Here is a 16,311-nt window from a genome sequence, read left to right on the forward strand (position 1 = left end):
TGACGCTCCATCATGGTTCGGTCCTAGTGACCGAAATGATGAGGTGTCGGCTGTGGCGCAGCAGGAGAGAGTCGACTGGTGGGCCGGGGCCGCCTCCCGGCCCAGGGTGGTGGCGCAGCGGCGGGCCGCGGAGAGCGCGCCGCCGGAGGAACGGGCCGGGCGGGAGGTCTACCGCAGCGTCCAGGACAGCGAGGCCTTCCGGGAGATCCGGCGCGGCTACCGCTCGTTCGTCTTCCCGGCCAGCGCCGGGTTCCTGGCCTGGTACCTGCTGTTCGTGGTGGCCCAGGCGTTCGCGCCGGGGCTGATGCGCCAGCAGGTCGCCGGGCCGCTCAACCTGGCCTGGCTGCTCGGCCTCGGCCAGTTCGCCTCGACCTTCCTGCTCACCTGGCTCTACGCCCGCAACGCCCGCACCAAGCGCGACCGAGCCGCCCTCGAGCTGCGCTGGGACACCCAGGACCAACTGCGATGACCCCACACCCCAGCCACGGCCTCGCGGTGGCGCTGTTCGCCGTCGTCGTCGCCGTCACCCTGACCATCACCGTCTGGGTCGGCCGCCGCGGCCACGCCGCGGAGGACTTCTACGCCGGCGGCCGCGACTTCTCGCCGCTGCAGAACGGCTTCGCCCTCTCCGGCGACTACCTGTCGGCCGCCTCCTTCCTCGGCGTCACCGGCCTGATCGCGCTCTACGGCTACGACGGCGTGCTCTACAGCATCGGCTTCCTGGTCGCCTGGCTGGTCGTGCTGATGCTGGTCTCCGAACTCGTCCGCAACGCCGGCCGCTACACCCTGGCCGACGTGCTGGCGCTGCGGATGCGCCAGCGGCCGGTGCGCGCCGCGGCCGGCCTGGCCTCGATGGTCGTCACGCTGATGTACCTGATCGCGCAGATGGTCGGCGCGGGCAGCCTGGTCGCCCTGCTGCTGGGCACCGACAGCGGCGCCGCCAAGACCTGGACCATCGTCGCCGTCGGCGGCCTGATGATCGTCTACGTGACGGTCGGCGGGATGCGCGCCACCACCTGGATCCAGATCGTCAAGGCGTTCCTGCTGGTGGCCGGTTCGGTGCTGCTCACGGTGCTGGTGGTGGCCCGCTTCCACGGCGACCTCGGCGCGCTGATGCACTCCGCCGCGCAGCACAGCGGCGTCGGCGACAAGTACCTGCAGCCCGGCCTGAAGTACGGCTCCAGCCTGACCAGCCGGCTCGACTTCGTCAGCCTCGGCCTGGCACTGGTGCTCGGCACCGCGGGCCTGCCGCACATCCTCAGCCGCTTCTACACCGTGCCCACGGCACGGGCCGCGCGGCGCTCCACGATGTGGGCGATCGGCCTGATCGGCTGCTTCTACCTGATGGCGATCGTGCTCGGCCTCGGGGCCGGCGCGGTGGTCGGCGCCAAGTCGGTCAAGGCGGCGAACCCGGCCGGCAACACGGCCGTCCCGCTGCTCGCCCTGGACCTCGGCGGCGGCCCGGACTCCACCTGGGGCCTGCTGCTGTTCGCGGTGATCTCCGCGATCGCCTTCGCCACCATCCTCGCCGTGGTCGCCGGCCTCACCCTGGCCTCCTCCGCGGCCTTCGCCCACGACCTGTACGCGCGGGCCTGGCGGCGCCCCGGGAAGCGGCAGGTCTCCGAGCGCGAGGAGGTGATCGCGGCCCGGATCTCCGCGGTGGTGATCGGCGGCCTGGCGATCGTGCTCAGCCTGTTCGCGCAGAAGCTGAACGTCGCCTTCCTGGTCGGCCTGGCCTTCGCGGTGGCCGCCTCGGCGAACCTGCCGACCCTGCTGTACTCGCTGTTCTGGAAGCGGTTCACCACCCGCGGTGCGGTCTGGTCGGTGTACGGCGGTCTCGTCCCGGCGGTGGTGCTGGTGCTGTTCTCGCCGGTCGTCTCCGGAGCGAAGACCTCGATGCTGACCGGTGTCGACTTCCACTGGTTCCCGCTGGAGAACCCGGGGCTGGTCTCCATCCCGCTCGGCTTCCTGGCCGGCTGGCTGGGCACCGTCACGGACCGGGAGCGCGCGGACGAGGACGGCTTCGCGGAGCTGGAGGTGCGGGCCCTGACCGGCGCGGGGGCGGCGTAGCCGGGGGACGCGGGGGCGGCACCGGGGGCGCGGAGGGTTCCGCGCCCCCGGCGTCACGCGGTCGCGGTCACGCGGTCGAGGTCACGCGGTCACCGGGACGAGTTCCACGACGTCCATCCGGGACGGGGTGCCCGGGGCCTTGCCGCAGCTCTCCGGCCGGGGCGGCTCGCTCGCGGACTCGGCGACGACGACCCGCCAGCGGCGACCGTCGGCGTGCCGGACGTCGACCGTCCAGGGCGAGCCGCCGGGGTGCTGGTGCAGCGTCAGGGCGTCGGCGGCGCTCTCGCCGGTCAGCTCGCGGACGGCCTGCTCGGCGGCCTGGGCCGGGCGTGGCCAGTAGGAGCGGCCGCGGGAGTGCGCGGGGACGGTGTGGCCGGCGGCGGTCGCCGCCAGCACCTCCTTCGCGGACTCGGCGGTGAGCCGCCCGTACGCGTAGCCGTGCGGCAGCACCAGCATGGTGGGGGAGAAGCGGTGCCCGCCGAGGTGGGTGACCTCCCAGACCTCGCTGTGGCCGGCCGCGGCGATCTCGGCGGCCAGCGGGCGGCCGAGCAGGGCGCAGCAGCGGTCGCGGCGGCCGTTGGTGCACACCAGGGCGATCGGGCCGCCGACGTGCGGGGCGCCGAAGGAGCCGTGGTCGCCCGCGCCGAGGGCGGCGAAGTCGAGGCCGAGCAGTTCGGCGGGGGAGGAGAGCCGCCCGCGGCGCACCCACGGGTCGGCGGGGGAGGTGTGGGCGAGCAGCACCTCGTGCCGGGCCGTGGTGTCGGTGTCGGCGTGCCGTCCGGGGCGGCGGACCAGGGCGATCCGGACGCCGGTGCCCTCGGTGGCGCGCTCCAGTTCGGCGCCGAGCCCGGGGTCGAGGTGGCTGCCGGTGAGCGCCCGCGCGCCCCAGGGGCCGGACTGTTCGAGCAGCAGCCAGGTGGTGGCGGTGGCCGCGGTGGCGCTCAGCGGTTCGGTCAGTTCGCGCGACAGCGTCGTACAGGTGCTCACCCGGCCCACCCTACGTCCGCGCGGCCCTCCCGGGCACGGTGGTGCGCCCGCGGAGGGCCGGTGCGGCCGGGCCATGCCGGCCCGGATTGCCGGTAGTTGACGTTCTTTTGGGGGAGCCTTGAAGTTCTGCCTGCCTGGTGGGGTGGCTGTCGCACGGTGTGCCGGGGGTGCCCCGGCAGGTGGAACGGCGCCAGCGGATCGGGCTGCTGCCGCACCCGCCGCACCGCGGCCGGGGCGTCCGGCCGGAGCCGGTCCTCGCGATCGCCGCCCAGGACGGCCTGCGCGTCCGCTCCTACGAGTGCGGCGGCGGTCTCCTGCTGTCGACGACGCCGGTGGAGCGCCCCGGCCGGTACCCGATCGGTCGGTATCCGGTCGGCCGGTACCCGACGGCGTGCCGCTGGGTCCGCACCGACGCGGGAGGGGCGGGCACCCGAGTGGTGCCCGCCCCTCCCGCGTCCGGGGTCGCCCGCGGTGCTACATCCGGCTGCCGACCGCGCCGATCGGGGACGGCACCGGGGTGCCGGAGCCGTCGCGGCGCGGGTCGCGCTCGGGCAGCGCGACCGGCTGGCCCTTGGTGCCCGCGCCGAGGGCGGGCAGCGGGCCGGCCCAGGCGAAGGCCAGGCCGTCCTCGCCGCGCAGGAAGCGCTGGCAGCGGACACCGCCGGTGGCCCGGCCCTTGCGCGGGTACTGGTCGAACGGGGTGAGCTTCCAGCTGGTCTGCTCCTCGCCGGCCAGCGTGCCGGAGGCGGTCGCGACCGAGAGGACCACCGCGTCCTGCGCCGGGTCGACCGCGGTGAAGGAGAGCACCCGCGCGCCGTCGGACAGCTTGATGCCGGCCATGCCGCCGGCCGGGCGGCCCTGCGGGCGGACCTGGCCCGCCGGGTAGCGCAGCAGTTGGGCGTCGGAGGTGATGAAGACCAGGTCCTCCTCGCCGGTGCGCAGCTCGACCGCGCCGACCACGGCGTCGCCGTCCTTGAGCGCGATCACCTCGAACTCGTCCTTGTTGGCGGGCCATTCGGGCACCACCCGCTTGACCACGCCCTGCACGGTGCCGAGCGCCAGGCCGGGCGAGGACTCGTCCAGCGTGGTCAGGGCGAGCGCCCGCTCGTCGGCCTCCAGCCGGAGGAACTCGGAGACCGCCGCGCCGCCGGACAGCGCCGTGGTGCCCGGGGGCAGCGCGGGCAGGTCGATCACCGGCAGCCGCAGCACCCGGCCGGCCGTGGTGACCACGCCGATGTCGCCGCGGGCGGTGGCCGGGACGGCGGAGGCCAGCACGTCGTGCTTGGCGCGGGCCGCCGACTCCTCGGTGACCGGCTCCAGGTCGAAGGTGCGGGCCAGCAGCCCGGTGGAGGACAGCAGCACCCGGCACGGGTCGTCGGCGACCTCCAGCGGCACCGCCAGCGCGGCCGACGGCACCGAGCCGGCCTCCAGCAGCACCGTCCGCCGCTCGGTGCCGAACTGCTTGGCGACGGCGCCGAGTTCGGAGGAGACCACGGAACGCAGCTTGTTGTCCGACTCCAGGATCTCGGTCAGCTCGGCGATCTCCTTGAGCAGCTTGGCCTGCTCGGCCTCCAGCTCGACCCGGTCGAAGCGGGTGAGCCGGCGCAGCGGGGTGTCCAGGATGTACGCGGTCTGGATCTCGGAGAGGCCGAAGCGCTCCATCAGCCGGTCCTTGGCCTGGCCCGCGTCGTCGCTGCTGCGGATGATCGCGATCACCTCGTCGATGTCGACGAGCGCGACCAGCAGGCCCTCGACCAGGTGCAGCCGGTCCTGGCGCTTGCGGCGGCGGAAGTCGCTGCGCCGCTTGACCACCGTGAAGCGGTGGTCGACGTAGACCTCCAGCAGCTCCTTGAGGCCCAGCGTCAGCGGCTGCCCGTCGACCAGCGCGACGTTGTTGATGCCGAAGGTCTCCTCCATCGGCGTCAGCTTGTACAGCTGCTCCAGCAGCGCCTCGGGGACGAAGCCGTTCTTCACCTCGATGACCAGGCGCAGGCCGTGCTCGCGGTCGGTGAGGTCCTTGACGTCCGCGATGCCCTGCAGCTTCTTCGCGTTGACCAGGTCCTTGATCTTCGCGATCACCTTCTCGGGGCCGACCGTGTACGGCAGTTCGGTGACCACGATGCCCTTGCGGCGGGCGGTGACGTTCTCGATCGAGGTGGTGGCGCGGATCTTGAAGGTGCCGCGGCCGGACTCGTACGCGTCCCGGATGCCGGACAGGCCGACGATCCGGCCGCCGGTGGGCAGGTCGGGGCCGGGGACGAACCGCATCAGGGTGTCCAGGTCGGCCGCGGGGTGCTTGATCAGGTGCCGGGCGGCGGCGACCACCTCGGCCAGGTTGTGCGGGGGCATGTTGGTGGCCATGCCGACCGCGATCCCGGTGGCGCCGTTGACCAGCAGGTTCGGGAACGCCGAGGGGAGCACCTGGGGCTCCTGCTCGGAGCCGTCGTAGTTCGGCCCGAAGTCGACGGTGTCCTCGTGGATGGACTCCACCATCGACATCGCGGCCGCGGTCAGCCGGGACTCGGTGTAGCGCATCGCGGCCGGCGGGTCGTCGTTGCCGAGCGAGCCGAAGTTGCCGTGGCCGTCGATCAGCGGCAGCCGCATCGAGAACGGCTGCGCCAGGCGCACCACGGCGTCGTAGATCGAGGCGTCGCCGTGCGGGTGCAGCCGGCCCATCACCTCGCCGACCAGGCGCGCGCACTTGACGTGGCCGCGCTCCGGGCGCAGACCCATCTCGTTGGCCTGGTAGAGGATCCGGCGGTGCACCGGCTTGAGGCCGTCCCGGGCGTCCGGCAGGGCCCGGGAGTAGATCACCGAGTAGGCGTACTCCAGGAACGAGCCCTGCATCTCGTCCACGACATCGACGTCGAGGATGCGCTCCTCGAAGTCACCGGGCGGCGGGGTGGGCGAACTGCGGCGGGCCATCGCTGCGGGGCTCCCTTGCGATACATGCGGTACATGGGGGTGGGCGGACGCGGGCGTGAACGCCCCCCATTGTGGACCCTCGGTGGGACACCGCCGGTCACCCGGGCCGCTTCCGCCGCTGGCGAACGCGCCCCGCGGCCGGACACCTGACGGCGCCGCCGGGCGTTGCACCACAATGGGGACGTCACACGCCCCCGGCCCGGACACTCCGGGACCGACGACGGGAAGGACCCCGCATGGCCAACCCCGCGCCCGCAAGCGGCCTCGCCATCACCGAACACCGCCTGGCCAACGGCCTGCGGGTGGTGCTCTCCGAGGACCACCTCACCCCGGTCGCCGCCGTCTGCCTCTGGTACGACGTGGGTTCCCGGCACGAGGTCAAGGGGCGCACCGGCCTCGCCCACCTCTTCGAGCACCTGATGTTCCAGGGTTCGGCGAACGTCTCCAACAACGGGCACTTCGAACTGGTCCAGGGCGCGGGCGGCTCGCTCAACGGCACCACCAGCTTCGAGCGCACCAACTACTTCGAGACCATGCCCGCCCACCAACTGGAGCTCGCGCTCTGGCTGGAGGCCGACCGGATGGGCTCGCTGCTCGCCGCGCTGGACGAGACGTCCATGGAGAACCAGCGCGACGTGGTGAAGAACGAGCGCCGCCAGCGGTACGACAACGTGCCCTACGGCACCGCGTTCGAGAGGCTCACCGCCCTGTCCTTCCCGGACGGCCACCCCTACCACCACACCCCGATCGGCTCGATGGCCGACCTGGACGCCGCGACGCTGGAGGACGCCCGGACGTTCTTCCGCACCTACTACGCGCCCAACAACGCGGTGCTGTCGATCGTCGGCGACCTCGACCCGGAACAGACCGTCGCCTGGGTGGAGAAGTACTTCGGCTCGATCCCCGCCCACGACGGCAAGCAGCCGCCGCGCGACGGCGCCCTGCCGGAGACCATCGGCCGCGAGGTGCGCGAAGTCGTCCGCGAGGACGTCCCCTCCCGCGCGCTGATGGCCGCCTACCGGCTCCCGCACGACGGCACCCGCGAGGCCGACGCCGCCGACCTGGCGCTCACCGTCCTCGGCAGCGGCGAGTCCTCCCGGCTGTACAACCGGCTGGTGCGCCGCGACCGCACCGCCGTCGCGGCCGGCTTCGGCCTGCTGCGGCTGGCCGGCGCGCCCTCGCTCGGCTGGATGGACGTGAAGGCCGGCGGCGACGCCACGCTGGAGCAGATCGAGGCCGCCGTCGACGAGGAGCTGGCCCGCTTCGCCGCCGAGGGCCCCACCGCGGCCGAACTGGAGCGCGCCCAGGCCCAGATCGAGCGCGAGTGGCTGGACCGGCTCACCACGGTGGCCGGCCGCGCCGACGAACTCTGCCGCTACGCCGTCCTGTTCGGCGACCCGAAGCTGGTCAACAGCGCCCTGCCGAAGGTCCTCGACGTCACCGCGGAGGAGGTTCGGGCGGTCGCCGCCGCACGGCTGCGCCCCGACAACCGGGCCGTGCTGGTGTACGAGCCGACCACCGAGGACAGCGCCGACGGCGCCGCGAACGACGAGAACGAGGAGGCGGCGGCGTGAGCGACCACACCCCCGCGATGGAGTTCCACCCGCAGCCGCAGCCCGGCACCCCCACCCCATGGGCGTTCCCGGCGCCCGAGCGGTTCACCCTGGCCAACGGCCTGACGGTGCTGCGCTGCCACCGGCCCGGCCAGCAGCTGGTCGCCGTCGACATGGTGCTGGACGCGCCGCTGGCCGCCGAGCCCGAGGGCCTGGACGGCGTCGCCTCGATCCTGGCCCGGGCGCTGTCCGAGGGCACCGACACGCTCAGCGCCGAGGAGTTCGCCGGCGAGCTGGAGCGGGCCGGCGCCACCCTGGACACCCACGCCGACCACCCGGCGATCCGGGTCTCGCTGGAGGTCCCGGCCTCCCGCCTGGAGCGCGGCCTGACCCTGCTCGGCGACGCGCTGCGCGCCCCCGCACTGCCCGCCGACGAGATCGAGCGGCTGGTCGCCAACCGCCTCGACGAGATCGTCCACGAGCAGGCCAACCCGGCCCGGCGCGCCGCCAAGGCGCTGTACGCCGAGCTGTTCCCGGCCGCCGACCGGCTGTCGCGGCCGCGCGCCGGCTCCACCGACACCGTCAAGCGGATCGACCGGGACGCGGTCGAGGCGTTCTACGACGCCCACCTGCGCCCGTCCACCGCCACCGCGGTGGTGGTCGGCGACCTCACCGGCGTCGACCTGCCCGCGCTGCTGGAGTCCACCCTGGGCCGGTGGAGCGCCGAGGCCCGGGAGCCGGCCGCGCACGGCCCGGTGGCCGGCGACGACACCGGGCGGGTGGTCATCGTCGACCGGCCCGGCTCGGTCCAGACCCAGCTGCTGATCGGCCGGATCGGCCCGGACCGGCACGACCCGGCGTGGGCCGCGCAGGTGCTCGGCACCTACTGCCTCGGCGGCACCCTCACCTCCCGGCTGGACCGCGTCCTGCGCGAGGAGAAGGGCTACACCTACGGCGTGCGGGCGTTCGCCCAGGCACTGCGCTCGGCCGCCGACGGCTCCGGCCGCGGGCTGCTGGCGATCAGCGGCTCGGTGGACACCGGGTCGACCGCGCCCGCCCTCCAGGACACCTGGGCCATCCTGCGCAAGCTGGCCGCCGAGGGCCTGACCGACGCCGAGCGGGAGGAGGCCGTGCAGTTCCTGGTCGGCGTCGCCCCGCTGAAGTTCGAGACGGCCGGCTCGGTCGCCGCCACCCTGGCCGACCAGGTCGAGCAGTACCTGCCCGACACGTACCAGGCGGACTTCTACCGGCGGCTGGCCGAGCTGGACACCGAGGCCGCGACCCGCGCCGTGGTCGCCGCGTTCCCGCCGGACCGGCTGGTCACCGTGCTGGTCGGCGACGCCTCGGTGATCGCCGAGCCGGTCAAGGCGCTCGGCATCGGGGACGTCACGGTCGTCGCCAACTGATCCCGCCCGCCGAGGGTCCGACGGGGCGTCAGCCCCGCCGGACCCTCGGCGTTTCCCGGACCGCTTTAATGCCTTGCGCGCCGTCGGCCCGCCGTGGGTAGATGTTCCCGGCCGGGCGGCAGGCGCGCGGACCACGACACGGCGGAGGGAGGCGGTCACCATGCGGGTCGAGCCACGACGCTCCCCGAGGCTGCCCCTCCGTTGTTCGCCCACGGCTGCCTGAGCAGTCCTCGCGCGGCGCTCGCCCGCCGTCCCGCACGTCGGGCCCGCGGCCCCCTGATCATCCCCGCCGCCGCACCGGGCGCCTTCGTGCGGCACCATGAACCCATCCGACCCAGGAGGTCGAACACCCATGTCGTACACCGAGGTACCCGGCGTCCGCGTCCCGATCCGGATGTGGACCGACCCGGCCACCGTCGAGGGCCAGGCCATGCAGCAGCTGCGCAACATCAGCACGCTGCCCTGGCTGCACGGCCTCGCCGTGATGCCCGACGTCCACCTGGGCAAGGGCGCGACGGTCGGTTCCGTCATCGCGATGAAGGGCGCGGTCTGCCCGGCCGCGGTCGGCGTCGACATCGGCTGCGGGATGACGGCCGTGAAGTCCTCGCTCACCGCGAAGGACCTCCCCGACGACCTGTCGCGCCTGCGCAGCCGGATCGAGCGGGCCATCCCGGTCGGTCTCGGCCTGCACGCCGACCCGGTCGACCCGGGCAAGCTGCACGGCCTGCCCACCGCCCGCTGGGACGACTTCTGGCAGCGCTTCGACGGCATCGCCCCCGAGGTGCACTGGCGGCGCGAGCGGGCCGCCCGGCAGATGGCGACGCTCGGCGGCGGCAACCACTTCATCGAGCTCTGCCTGGACGACGACGGCGCGGTCTGGCTGATGCTGCACTCCGGTTCGCGCAACATCGGCAAGGAGCTCGCCGAGCACCACATGTCGATCGCCCGGGCGCTGCCGCACAACCAGGGCCTGATCGACCGCGACCTGGCGGTCTTCCTCGCCCGCACCCCGGAGATGGACGCCTACCGCTCCGACCTGTTCTGGGCGCAGGAGTACGCCAAGCACAACCGGGCGCTGATGATGGTCCTGTTCCAGGACGCGGTCCGCCGCGAACTGCCCAGGGCCGGGGCCGCGTTCGGCGAGATGATCTCCTGCCACCACAACTACGTGGCCGAGGAGCGCTACGACGGCGTCGACCTGCTCGTCACCCGCAAGGGCGCGATCCGGGCCGGCTCCGGCGAGTACGGCATCATCCCGGGCTCGATGGGCACCGGCTCGTACATCGTGAAGGGCCTGGGGAACGCCGCCTCGTTCAACTCGGCCTCGCACGGCGCCGGCCGGAAGATGAGCCGCACCGCCGCCAAGAAGCGCTTCACCACGGCGGACCTGGCGGCGCAGACGGCGGGCGTCGAGTGCCGCAAGGACGCCGGCGTGGTCGACGAGATCCCCGGGGCGTACAAGCCGATCGAGAAGGTCATCGCCCAGCAGCGGGACTTGGTCGAGGTGGTCGCGCACCTCAAGCAGGTGATCTGCGTGAAGGGCTGACGGCCGGGCCCCTGGACGCGGGCCCTCCGGACGCGCTACGCCGCGGGCAGCTCGTCCAGGCCCTCCTGGACGAGCTTGGCGACGCGGTCGAGCGCGCTCTCGGCGCCGTCCGCGTCGGAGGCGAGGACGACGGTGTCGCCGCCGGCCGCGCCGAGGGCGAGGAGGCCGAGCATGGAGCCGGCGTTGACGGGGGCGCCGCCCTCCTTGGCGATGGTCATCGGGACGCCGGTGGAGGTGACGGCCTTGACGAAGACGGACGCGGGACGGGCGTGCAGGCCCTCGGCCCAACCGATGGTGACGCGGCGCTCAGCCATGAGAGGTGCCTTTCAGGTGGTGCAGGGTGGTGCAGGGTTGTCTAGACCAGTGTCGCACGCCGTCGCACTGCGGGCTCGGTGGCGGAGCGGCAGGGCCAGCGTGCCGTGCCCGGCACGCCTGGCGCCACCAGGCTCGCCGACGACTACTCTGGCGGGCGTGGAGCACGAGCGCGCGCAGGCGGACAACGGGTACCCGCAGCACTGGGAGGCGGACGTCCTGCTGCGGGACGGCGGGACGGCCCGGATCCGGCCGATCACGGCGGACGACGCCGAGCGGCTGGTGGAGTTCTACGAGCAGGTCTCGGACCAGTCGAAGTACTTCCGCTTCTTCGCCCCGTACCCGCGCCTGTCCGACAAGGACGTCCGCCGCTTCACGCAGCACGACTACGTGAACCGGGTCGGCCTGGCGCTGGTGGTGCGGGACAGGTTCGTCGCCACCGTCCGCTACGACCGGACCGACAAGGACGGCATGCCGTCCACCACCGGCACCGACGCCGAGGTCGCGTTCCTGGTGCAGGACGCGCACCAGGGCCGGGGCATCGCCTCCGCGCTGCTGGAGCACATCGCCGCGGTCGCGCAGGAGCGCGGCATCCGCCGGTTCACCGCCGAGGTGCTGCCGGAGAACCGGAAGATGGTGAAGGTCTTCACCGACGCCGGGTACACCCAGCGGCGCAGCTTCGCCGACGGCGTGGTGCACCTGGAGTTCGACCTGGAGCCGACCGCCGCCTCGCTCGCCGTGATGCGCGCCCGCGAGCACCGCGCCGAGGCCCGCTCGGTGCAGCGCCTGCTCACGCCCCGCTCGATCGCCGTGGTCGGCGTCTCGCGCAACCCGCAGTCGGTCGGCCGGGCGCTGCTGCGCGACGTCCGCTCCGGCTTCGACGGCCCGGTGTACGCGGTGAACCGGGGCGCCGAGCCGGGCACCGAACTGGAGGGCGTGCCGACGTACCGCTCGGTGCTGGACGTCCCCGGGCCGGTGGACCTCGCGGTGATCGCCGTGCCCGAGCCGTCCGTCCCCGGCGCGGTCGCCGAGTGCGGCGCGCACGGCGTGCGGGGCCTGGTGGTGGTGAGCGCCGGGTACGCCGAGACCGGGCCGGACGGGCGGGACCGGCAGCGCGCCCTGGTGCGGCAGGCCCGGGCGGCCGGCATGCGGGTGATCGGCCCGAACGCGTTCGGGCTGCTCAACACCGACCCCGAGCGCCGGCTGAACGCCTCGCTCGCCCCCGTGCTGCCCGAGCGCGGGCCGTTCGGCGTGTTCTGCCAGTCCGGGGCGATCGGGGTGGCCCTGCTGGAGGCCGCGCACCGGCGCGGCACGGGCATCTCCACGTTCGCCTCGGTCGGCAACCGGGCCGACGTCTCCGGCAACGACCTGCTGCAGTACTGGGAGGAGGACGCCGCCACCGAGGTGGTGCTGCTCTACCTGGAGTCCTTCGGCAACCCGCGCAAGTTCACCCGGATCGCCCGCCGACTGGCCGCCGCCAAGCCGGTCGTGGTGCTCAAGGGCGCCCGGCACACCGGCAGCCTGCCGCCCGGCCACGCCGTCCAGCCCGCCGCCACCCGGCTGCGCGACGCCACCGTGGACGCCCTGTTCCAGCAGGCGGGCGTGATCCGGGTGGACACCATCACCGAACTCCTCGACACCGGCGAACTGCTCGCCCGCCAGCCGCTGCCGCAGGGCAACCGGGTCGCCGTCGTCGGCAACTCCGACTCGCTCGGCCTGCTCACCTACGACACCTGCCTGAGCGCCGGCCTGCGCCCCCGCACCCCCGTCGACCTGACCACCGGCGCCGGCGGCGAGAACTTCCGGATCGCCCTGGACACCGCGCTCACCGACCCGGGCACCGACGCGGTGATCGCCGTCGCCATCCCGCCGATCGGCGTGCACGGCCCCGAGGCCGCCCCCGAACTCGTCGAGGACGCCCCCGAGATCGCCCGGGCCCTGCTGGACGCGGCCGAGCGCGGCCGGGAACTCGGCAAACCGCTGCTGCTCGCCCACCTCGCGCTGCCCGCGCTGGTCGCCCGGCTGCGGACCGGGGGAGTGCCCGCCTACCCGGCCCCCGAGCGCGCCGTGCACGCGCTGGCCGACGCCGTCCGCTACGCGAAGTGGCGCCGCCGCAGCGCCGAGGCCGAGGAGACCGCCCGCGTCCCCGAACTGGACGGCGTCGACGAGCACGCCGCCCGCGCCCTGGTCGAGCGCGCCCTGACCAGCCGGGAGGCGGTCGCCGCCCGGCTGCAGGCCGGCGGCGCCCGGGTCACCCTGCCCGACGCCGAGGCCGCCGAACTGCTCGGCCACTACGGCATCCCGGTCAGCCCGACGCTGCCCGCCCCCGACGAGGCGAGCGCCGTCAAGGCCGCCGCCACCCTCGGCTACCCCGTCGCCCTGAAGGCCACCGCCGAGCACCTGCGCCACCGCCCCGACCTGGGCAGCGTCCGGCTCGACCTGACCGGCGAGGCCGAACTGCGCCGGGCCCACCGCGAACTGGACGCCCTGCTGGGCGGCGCCGCGCAGGCCGAACTGGTGGTGCAGCGGCTCGCCCCGCGCGGCGTGGACACCGTGATCGGCGCGGCCGTCGACCCGGCCGTCGGCACCATCCTGTCCTTCGGCCTCTCCGGCGCCCCCGCCGAACTGCTCGGCGACGTCGCCCACCGCCTGGTCCCCGCCACCGACCGGGACGTGGCCGAGCTGATCCGCGAAGTGCGGGCCGCCCCGCTGCTGTTCGGCTGGCGCGGCGCCGAGGCCGTCGACACCGGCGCGCTGGAGGAACTGCTGCTGCGGGTCTCCCGCCTCGTCGACGACCTGCCCGAGGTCGCCTCGGTCGACCTGGAGCCCGTCGTGGTCGCCCCGCACGGCCTGGCCGTGCTCGGCGCCCGGGTCCGGATCGCCCCGCTGCCGGTCCGCACCGATCTGGGGCCGCGCGCCATGAGCACGCTGTAACCTTGCGTGGTTGCCCGCTCGGCAGGACCGGGCGGCCCCCGGCCCCGCGAGGGCCGGGCGACCCGGCACAGTGCCACCCGCCGCAGTGGCGGGACATGCCAGGATGGAGATATGGCGAAGACCGGTACCACCACGCAGGACCTGCGGTCCGCGATCGAGCGCAGCGGCTACTACCCGGCGCTGGTCTCCGAGGCGGTGGAGTCCGCGGTGGGCCCCGAGCCGATCACCTCGTACCTGGTGCACCAGGAGACCACCTTCGACGCCAACGAGGTCCGCCGGCACGTCACCGTGCTGGTGCTCACCCCGTCCCGCTTCGTGGTCAGCCACACCGACGAGCAGAACGGCGACGCGGCCACCCCCGTCCCGTACGCCACCACCTCCACCGAGACCGTCCGCCTCGACCGGATCACCTCCGTCGTGGTCAGCCGGATGGTCGCCAATCCCGAGACGTACACCCCCGGCACCCCGCCCCGCGAGGTCGTCCTCACCATCGGCTGGGGTGCCGTGCAGCGCCTCGACCTGGAGCCGGCCGGCTGCTCCGACCCCAACTGCGACGCGGACCACGGCTACACCGGCTCCGCCACCGCCGACGACCTGTCGCTGCGGGTCAGCGAGGCCGGGGACGGTCCGGAGACGGTCGCCCAGGCGCTGGTGTTCGCCCGGGCGCTGTCCGAAGCGACCGTGGCCAACGGCTGACCTGGCATGCACCACGAGGACCACTACGACCTGCTCGACCCGGCCGACGCCCCCGCCCCGCGCTACGGCTGCGCCGCGCTCTCCGACCTGCTGCCCACGCTCGCGGCCGGCCTCGGCGTGCCCGGCTACCGCCCCGTGCTGCCGCTGGAGCCCGCCGACCGGGTCTGCGTCTTCCTGGTAGACGGCCTCGGCTGGGAGCTGATCCGGGCCAACCCCGACTGGGCGCCCTTCCTCAACTCGCTGGCGGCCGGGCACACCCCGATCACCGCCGGCTTCCCGTCCACCACCGCCACCTCACTGGCCTCGGTCGGCACCGGCCTGCCGCCCGGGCAGCACGGCCTGGCCGGGTACACGGTGATGATCCCCGACAGCGGGCGGCTGATGAACCAGCTGCGCTGGAACCCGCCGGTCGACCCGCACGCCTGGCAGCCCTACCCCACCGTCTTCGAGCTGGCGCACCAGGCCGGCGTGGCCACCGCCCAGGTCTCCTCCCCGCTGTTCGCCTCCACCCCGCTGACCCGGGTCGCCCTCTCCGGCGGCACCTTCCTCGGCCGCACCACCGGCGAGGAGCGCATCGACCGGGCCGCCGCCTGGCTGGCCGAGCACGACCGCGCCCTGGTCTACACGTACCTCAGCGAACTCGACGCGGCCGGGCACCGGTTCGGCGTCGACTCCGACGAGTGGCGATTGACCCTCTTCACGGTCGACCGCCTCGCCCGCCGCTTCGCCGAGCAGCTCCCGCCGCGCTCCGCGCTGTACGTCACCGCCGACCACGGGATGATCGACATCGCCCCCGAGAACCGGATCGACTTCGACGAGGACTGGGAGCTCTCGGCCGGCGTCGCCCTGCTCGGCGGCGAGGGCCGGGCCCGCCACGTCTACGCCCACCCCGGCGCGGCCGGCGACGTGCACGCGGTGTGGAGCGAGGTGCTCGGCGAGCAGATGTGGGTCGCCACCCGCGAACAGGCCGTCGCCGCGGGCTGGTTCGGTCCCTCGGTGGACGAGCGCGTGCTGCCCCGGATCGGCGACGTGGTCGCCGCCGCCCGCGACGACATCGCGATCGTCGCCACCCGCAGCGAGCCCGGCGAGTCCCAGATGGTCGGCCTGCACGGTTCGATGACGCCCGTCGAACAGCTCGTCCCGCTGCTCGAAGTCCGCGGCTGAGCCCGCCCGTTCACCCCACCTCGTCCGAAAGGCTGCTGCCCCGCCATGGCTGAACTGGTGTTCTTCTCGGGCACGATGGACTGCGGCAAGTCGACGCTCGCCCTCCAGATGGACCACAACCACTCCGCCCGCGGCCGCCGGGGCATCATCTTCACCCGCCACGACCGGGCCGGCGCCGCCACCATCTCCAGCCGGCTCGGCCTGCGCGCCGACGCCGTCGAGGTCGGCGACGCCTTCGAGTTCCAGGCGTACGTCGTCCAACTGCTCTCGGCCGGCGGCAAGGTCGACTACCTGATCTGCGACGAGGCACAGTTCTTCTCCGCCGCGCAGATCGACCAACTCGCCCGAATCGTCGACGAATTGGGCATCGACGTGTTCACCTTCGGGATCACCACCGACTTCCGCACCAGGCTCTTCCCCGGCTCCCAGCGGCTGATCGAGCTCGCCGACCGGGTCGAGGTCCTCCAGGTCGAGGCACTGTGCTGGTGCGGCGCCCGCGCCACCCACAACGCCCGCACCGTCGGCGGCGTCATGGTCGTCGAGGGAGCCCAGGTCGTGGTCGGGGACGTCGCCGTCAACGAGGACGAGATCGGCTACGAGGTGCTCTGCCGCCGCCACCACCGCCGCCGCCTCACCGCCGCCACCGCCCGCGCCGCCGTCCTCTCCCCGGACGTCCTCCCCTTCGAGGGCTGACGGCCCCGGCGGGTCCGCCCCGGAT

Annotated in this window: 12 protein-coding genes; 9 read left to right on the forward strand and 3 right to left on the reverse strand. The window is 74.1% G+C overall.

Going from position 1 to position 16,311, the window contains the following annotated elements:
- Positions 1 to 52: 52 nt before the first annotated feature.
- The gene (locus OO48_RS06090) at positions 53 to 469 is read left to right on the forward strand and encodes a DUF485 domain-containing protein (protein WP_033213305.1); all 417 of its coding nucleotides are present in this window, start codon (positions 53 to 55) and stop codon (positions 467 to 469) included.
- Positions 466 to 2,070, forward strand: coding sequence for a solute symporter family protein (locus OO48_RS06095; RefSeq protein ID WP_033213306.1), 1,605 nt, complete (start codon positions 466 to 468; stop codon positions 2,068 to 2,070). The genes OO48_RS06090 and OO48_RS06095 overlap by 4 nt, the downstream gene beginning before the upstream one ends.
- Before the next feature lie 81 nt (positions 2,071 to 2,151).
- On the opposite strand, the gene OO48_RS06100 is transcribed toward OO48_RS06095, so the two are convergent.
- Both OO48_RS06100 and OO48_RS06105 read right to left on the reverse strand, forming a co-directional pair.
- On the reverse strand, positions 2,152 to 3,057 hold the full coding sequence (locus tag OO48_RS06100) for a ferredoxin family protein (protein WP_033213350.1): 906 nt from the start codon (positions 3,055 to 3,057) through the stop codon (positions 2,152 to 2,154).
- Between the two features lie 474 nt (positions 3,058 to 3,531).
- Positions 3,532 to 5,982, reverse strand: coding sequence for a DNA gyrase/topoisomerase IV subunit A (locus tag OO48_RS06105; protein WP_033213307.1), 2,451 nt, complete (start codon positions 5,980 to 5,982; stop codon positions 3,532 to 3,534).
- Between the two features lie 236 nt (positions 5,983 to 6,218).
- Between OO48_RS06105 and OO48_RS06110 the strand changes: the two genes are divergently transcribed.
- The 3 genes from OO48_RS06110 to OO48_RS06120 all read left to right on the forward strand — a co-directional run bounded on the left by OO48_RS06110 (position 6,219) and on the right by OO48_RS06120 (position 10,487).
- Positions 6,219 to 7,556, forward strand: a complete 1,338-nt coding sequence (locus OO48_RS06110; protein WP_033213308.1) for a M16 family metallopeptidase — start codon at positions 6,219 to 6,221, stop codon at positions 7,554 to 7,556.
- A 17-nt stretch (positions 7,557 to 7,573) separates the two neighbouring features.
- Positions 7,574 to 8,941 carry a M16 family metallopeptidase gene (locus OO48_RS06115; RefSeq protein WP_033213351.1) on the forward strand — a complete coding sequence of 456 codons (1,368 nt, stop codon included), beginning with the start codon at positions 7,574 to 7,576 and terminating at the stop codon, positions 8,939 to 8,941.
- A gap of 352 nt (positions 8,942 to 9,293) precedes the next feature.
- The gene (locus tag OO48_RS06120; RefSeq protein ID WP_033213309.1) at positions 9,294 to 10,487 is read left to right on the forward strand and encodes an RtcB family protein; all 1,194 of its coding nucleotides are present in this window, start codon (positions 9,294 to 9,296) and stop codon (positions 10,485 to 10,487) included.
- A gap of 35 nt (positions 10,488 to 10,522) precedes the next feature.
- Here the strand turns inward: OO48_RS06120 and OO48_RS06125 are convergent, their stop codons facing one another.
- On the reverse strand, positions 10,523 to 10,801 hold the full coding sequence (locus OO48_RS06125; protein ID WP_033213310.1) for an HPr family phosphocarrier protein: 279 nt from the start codon (positions 10,799 to 10,801) through the stop codon (positions 10,523 to 10,525).
- A 157-nt stretch (positions 10,802 to 10,958) separates the two neighbouring features.
- On the opposite strand from OO48_RS06125, the gene OO48_RS06130 reads away from it, so the two are divergent.
- The 4 genes from OO48_RS06130 (at position 10,959) to OO48_RS06145 (ending at position 16,286) form a co-directional block, all read left to right on the forward strand.
- Positions 10,959 to 13,733, forward strand: coding sequence for a bifunctional acetate--CoA ligase family protein/GNAT family N-acetyltransferase (locus OO48_RS06130; protein ID WP_033213311.1), 2,775 nt, complete (start codon positions 10,959 to 10,961; stop codon positions 13,731 to 13,733).
- Between the two features lie 111 nt (positions 13,734 to 13,844).
- The gene (locus OO48_RS06135) at positions 13,845 to 14,429 is read left to right on the forward strand and encodes a DUF5998 family protein (protein ID WP_033213312.1); all 585 of its coding nucleotides are present in this window, start codon (positions 13,845 to 13,847) and stop codon (positions 14,427 to 14,429) included.
- A 6-nt stretch (positions 14,430 to 14,435) separates the two neighbouring features.
- Entirely contained in the window at positions 14,436 to 15,593 is a 1,158-nt protein-coding gene (locus OO48_RS06140) for an alkaline phosphatase family protein (protein ID WP_033213313.1), read from the forward strand.
- Between the two features lie 45 nt (positions 15,594 to 15,638).
- Complete coding sequence (locus OO48_RS06145) at positions 15,639 to 16,286, forward strand: thymidine kinase (protein WP_033213314.1); 648 nt, start codon at positions 15,639 to 15,641, stop codon at positions 16,284 to 16,286.
- Positions 16,287 to 16,311 lie beyond the last annotated feature (25 nt).

The organism is Kitasatospora phosalacinea, from assembly GCF_000716545.1.
GTDB classification, from domain to species: domain Bacteria; phylum Actinomycetota; class Actinomycetes; order Streptomycetales; family Streptomycetaceae; genus Kitasatospora; species Kitasatospora phosalacinea.